A 4,418-nucleotide genomic window follows, 5' to 3' on the forward strand; every position below is an offset into this window, starting at 1 on the left:
AGAGAGTTATGTTTACTTGTAGCTTATAGCTAATTGCACCGATATTCATCGGTATCTAAGGACTTGCTGCTACTTACCAAGACAAAATTAATGCAAATAGCAGTGCATTTTAATTAGCTAATTATCAGTAATTTATTAACACTTACTATGTACCAAGACAAAATTAAATATACCTAATATACAAGCGTAACTATCATATTATGAGAGAGTTATGTTTACTTGTAGCTTATAGCTAATTGCACCGATATTCATCGGTATCTAAGGACTTGCTGCTACTTACTTGAAACTAATAGCTTGTTACTACTTATATAAAATATGAATGAACGTAAAAAGGGTTGCCAGTTTAGGCAGCCCTTTTTGCTTTAGCTTGTGTCTACATTGCCCGATTGATGCTTCGAATTTTTTTCGCAAAGGGCTGATTTTTGAAATTCATTTCTATTTCAGGGCTTTTTTCTTTCCCTCCTGTTGAAAACCAAGTTGATTCCTCAACTCTTCGGAATGATAGGGAAAAACCGATTTGTGAGCCAATAGCCATTTTCTCGCCTATAGCTTCACCTCAACTGACTTTGTTTTTATATTCACTGCTCTGAAAAACCCTAAAGCTCCATTGCTTAAGTTACCAGGAGGAGCAGCAGGCGTAGCACTATAGGCACCACTGCCTCGAAGCTGTTCTTCAATTACCTTATAATAGTTAAAAGCCTCCTTGCTCCAAGATTGAATCTGGATGATTGCCCTGTCATATATCATTTTATCACTACCCAGTCCTGTATATACTGGAAAAGAAAATGGCCATTCTTTACCCAAACCCAGCCTGTTTATCTCTGGCTCAAGGTGCTTGTCATCAAAAAGGAGTAACATCTGACGAGCATTATACCTATCAAGGTAGGTTTTAAGGCTATCTGAGTGTCCTTTTTTGATAATATCATAATTAAAGTTATAATAATTTTCTTGGTCTTGCGGCTCACTAAAAGATACCAAAGGCACCAGAGCAATGCTAAAAGAACCTCCTATGACGTTAGATTTTACTTTGCGTGTTGTAAACTCTACCTTGTCTATAGCAGGAGGGGCAACAGGCATCACCTCCTTAGCCTCATAGGTTTGTCCATTGCATACCACCTTTAGCGTATAAGCAGTACCTGCGGTTAGTTTGGTGTGGTAGGTAGTATTGATATAGTACCCAGCCTTGGCAAGGGTTTCATCTGTAGACAAGGTCAGTACATCTATATTGCCCGCATCATCGCTTATACTAACTGAGGCATCTTGCACCCCCGGATACTTTACTATGTTATATGTAGATAGATTTTGAAGAAGAGTAGCACTTAAGGTAACTTTCACATAAGTACGCTGATTGGTAGATATTACCCCTTCTATATAAATCCGGGGTTTTTGCTTGCCAAAAATATTGTCAGCCTTTTCGATACATCCATTGCAAGCAAGAAAAATAAATAGCCAAGCTATATTTTGAACAAATATTTTCATTGTATGATTTGTTTTGTGATTAGGGTTAAAATTTAAAATTATAGGTAACCGAAGGCATCAATCCAAAAAGGTACAGATGGTACCTGCCTTCAATGCCATTTCTGCCAGTCTGATAAAATGCTGCAAAAGAGTTTTTCTGGTTATAGGCATTGGTCAGCCCAAATACCCATTCACTTTGCCACCTTCTTTGGTCTTGCTTTTTTCTTATTTTGCTCTTGAGCGTGGCGTTGATGTCTAATTGGTGAAAATCCTGAAGTTTGAAATTGTTTCTGCCCGAAAAATAAGTAAATTGGCCATAGCTGCTTTGGTAAGTACCTTCTGGCATTGTCATTCTGGCGCCTGTCATATAAGCATAGTTTGCCGACAACAACCACCTTTTACCCAGCTTATAAGAAGCCACCAACGAAAAGTTGTGGCGACGGTCATACACAGGGGCGTATACTTGATTTTGGTTGATGCCTTCTACCTGCTGCTCTGCCTTCGACCAAGTATAGTTGAGCCAGCCAGTCAGTTTACCCTTTTTCTTTTCCAGACTCAGTTCTAACCCATAAGCGCGCCCGTCGCCACTGGCTATTTGAGTTTCTATATGCTTATTCAAAAATACATCAGCATTGTCTACATAGTCTATCACATTGTAGAGTTTTTTGTAGTAAGCCTCTGCCGAAAAACGATAAGTTGCCTGATAAAAATCTTTGAAATAACCCAAAGCCACTTGATCGGCAACTCTAGGGCGAATATTATTGTCTACAGGCAACCACACGTCGGTAGGCATTCCTACGCTAGAGGTGCTCACCAAGTGTAAGTATTGATAGGTGCGACTATAAGAGGCTTTCAACGAAGAGGTTTCGTTGAACAAATAACGGAGCGACAAACGGGGTGCTAAACCATAATAACTTTGCATTACCTCACCTTTGCCAAAATGCTCTTCACGGTTCAAAGTTTGATCGTCGTTGTAAATGTATTGAGTGCCTGCGCCTATGTTATGAAAACCAGAAAGCCGTAGCCCATAATTTATCAAAAACTTTTTGCCAATGCCCCACTGGTGATTTACATAAAAAGCCGACTCGATGGCTTGCTTGCGGTCTAACGCAAACGATTGTACTACCGAAGGATTGCTGAGCCCCGTGATTTTGCCTGGGGCAAACAAATGCCTATCGACCGAAACACCAAAGTTGACCGTGCTCTCAGGTGAGGCAAAATAGTCGAGATCAAGCTTTAGCCCCTGTTGTTGCATATTAGCCGACCATTTAAAATTGCGGTTGTCATCGTTGCGCACATAAGCATAGTCAAAGTTGCCATACACCAGCGTAAGGTTGCTAAACAAACGATCGTTAAAAATGTGGTTCCATCTAAAGCTTCCTGTTTGGTTGCCCCAATCTAAGGTGTTGTTTTCAAAAAACACATCATTGAAAAAATGGTCTTTGCTGCCAAATACCGAAAAATAAATCTTGTTATTTTTGTTGAGCTCAATATTTAGCTTAGCGTTTATGTCATAAAAGTCAATCTCATTATTGCTACCATAGTGGAGGACTGCTGGAGCAACTTCTGAGAAAACCGAAGCTAATTTATTGGCCGTAAACCCCAGGTAACTATACCTGCCCGACACCAAAAACGATGCCTTGGGGCTAATGGGGCCTTCTACCGTAAGGCGACTCCCTACAATGCCTACACCACCACTGAGCGTCAGCTTTTTGTTGTTGCCTTCTTTCATTCTAATGTCTAGCACTGATGACAACCTTCCCCCGTATTTTGCTGGAATAGCCCCTTTGTATAGCCTTACATCTTTTACTGCATCGGCATTAAACACCGAAAAAAGCCCCATAGAGTGGGCGATGTTATATACCGGCGCGTCATCGAGCAATATCAGGTTTTGGTCATAGCCACCTCCTCTTACCGAAAAACCTGCGGTGCCCACGTGAGAGTTTTGTACTCCGGGCAAAAACTGAATGCTCTTAAGTACATCAGCCTCGCCAGCAAGCATGGGTGTGCTCTGAATACGCTCAATTTCTACCACATGGGTGCTCATTTGGGAATTTTTGATGCTCTCAATCTGTTCCTTTGATTTGTCGTCAGTAGCTGTTACTACCACTTCCGATAACTTCGCTACGCTAGGCTGTAGCTTTAGGTCAAGGTGTAGGTTTTTTTCCAGCAACGTTTCTTTTGCGCTATTTTTATAGCCCATATACGAGTACAGTAACCTGTATTTGTCAGGGGGGATGGTTAGCGAGTAAAAGCCGTAGTTGTTAGACACTGCCCCCACACCCAACTCTTTGACGTATACCACTGCCCCAGGCAGTTGTTCGCCGTTGTTGGCTGCGGTGATGGTGCCACTCAAGGTGACTTTGCTTGTTTTGTAGCGAGTGAGGATGATCTGCCCATTGATGACCCTAAAGCGAATTTGAGCCTTTTGCAGCAATTCTTGCAGTAAGTTATCTAGCTGCCAGGTGTTCTTGTATACTTGATAGCGTTCTTTGGGCATAATACCTTCGTCATAAGAAAACCTTAGTTGGTATTTTTTGCTCAACTTGTCTAAAAACTCAGGAATAGTGCCGCTGGTTTTTTCAAGTTGTACTGTTTTGTTCAGTACTCCATTGTTTTGTGCCTTGCCCAGCTTCATATTTACCACAAGGCACAACAATAGCATTACACAAGTTTTTGTGTTCATTTTTCTCTATGTTTAACAGCTTGTTTTTTTTTTATTATGAGTAGCAAGAAAGGGTATGCTTTGGGCAACAAAAATGTTCTGTTGCCCAAGCTCATTACTTTATAAATATGGCGTTTCGATCATACACAACTTTCACCTCCAGCGTAGCTTCTAGCACTTGCAAAACCTCCTTAAGAGGTTGGTCTTTGAACGTACCATTAAATTGTAATTATTTCAATGTATTTAAGTCGTTTATTTTCAGTACTTTATTGCTATCTGATTTTGCAAAAGGTCT

2 protein-coding genes are annotated in these 4,418 nt (G+C 40.7%); both read right to left on the reverse strand.

Annotated features, from left to right (window positions below; translation table 11 throughout):
* Positions 1-543: 543 nt before the first annotated feature.
* Positions 544-1,479, reverse strand: coding sequence for a DUF4249 domain-containing protein (locus tag Q0954_RS32985; RefSeq protein WP_299466002.1), 936 nt, complete (start codon positions 1,477-1,479; stop codon positions 544-546).
* A gap of 25 nt (positions 1,480-1,504) precedes the next feature.
* Positions 1,505-4,144 carry a TonB-dependent receptor gene (locus Q0954_RS32990; protein WP_299466005.1) on the reverse strand — a complete coding sequence of 880 codons (2,640 nt, stop codon included), beginning with the start codon at positions 4,142-4,144 and terminating at the stop codon, positions 1,505-1,507.
* Positions 4,145-4,418: the final 274 nt, after the last annotated feature.

The organism is uncultured Microscilla sp. (assembly GCF_947493425.1).
Taxonomy (GTDB): Bacteria; Bacteroidota; Bacteroidia; order Cytophagales; family Microscillaceae; genus Microscilla.